The following is a 729-nucleotide window of genomic DNA, read 5'->3' on the forward strand; positions in this document are numbered from 1 at the left end:
ATTTGTTTACTAATTTAGTTGCTAAATCACGCAACTAACCATACACATCACGTTGTAGCCAATTCCTCTTTTTTCGGGAAGGAAAATAATTACTTTAAGGTAACGTTTTAGATCCCGAAAAGAAGAAAAATACATCTGAAAATAATAAATATAAGTAATTAATTTTCAGAACATTGAAAAAACATTACTCAGAATTAGATCATGATTCTTATATACCAAAAGATAGATAATCAAGTTGTAAACTAAAAGATATAATTATGAAGAAAAAGATCATTATAATATTCGCTATTTTGTCTTTAGTATTAGCAGCTTTAATTTTAAGGCCTGTTCCCATTGTTACTGAAAGCAAAGCACTTGTTGTTAACGGAATTGTATCCGACATTTATGAAGGTGGCGCCAAAGATATTGCCTTCAAATTGAAATATGATAATCGTATTTATTATATTAATAGAGGTTTAGAAAGAGGACTTGAAATTGGTGATTTAAAACAAAACTTAGTTGGAAAAGAAGTAATCTTAAAATATCCTAAACACTGGACACCTCTTGATTGGAATGATAAAATTAAGCATATTTCTAAGGTTGAATCAAGTGGACAAGTATTCTTTAATGAATTGAAAAAATAATAGAAAACTGGCTACAACACCGTGTATAATTAATTGCTTTGGCAAGTGCTTATCTGGAATATTCCTTCGGAATATTCTCTGGCTCGTATTTGTTTACTAATTTAGT

Annotated in this window: 1 protein-coding gene; it reads left to right on the forward strand. The window is 28.9% G+C overall.

Going from position 1 to position 729, the window contains the following annotated elements; all coding sequences use genetic code 11:
• Positions 1 to 257 precede the first annotated feature (257 nt).
• A complete protein-coding gene (locus tag B2U95_RS00015; RefSeq protein ID WP_296310986.1) occupies positions 258 to 623 on the forward strand; it encodes a hypothetical protein in 366 nt (121 codons plus the stop codon).
• Positions 624 to 729 lie beyond the last annotated feature (106 nt).

The organism is Winogradskyella sp. UBA3174 (assembly GCF_002364335.1).
Lineage (GTDB): Bacteria > Bacteroidota > Bacteroidia > Flavobacteriales > Flavobacteriaceae > Winogradskyella.

Coding starts and splice junctions, on each gene's coding strand:
- B2U95_RS00015 (WP_296310986.1), top strand. CDS start 258: ATGAAGAAAAAGATCATTATAATATTCGCTATTTTGTCTTTAGTATTA.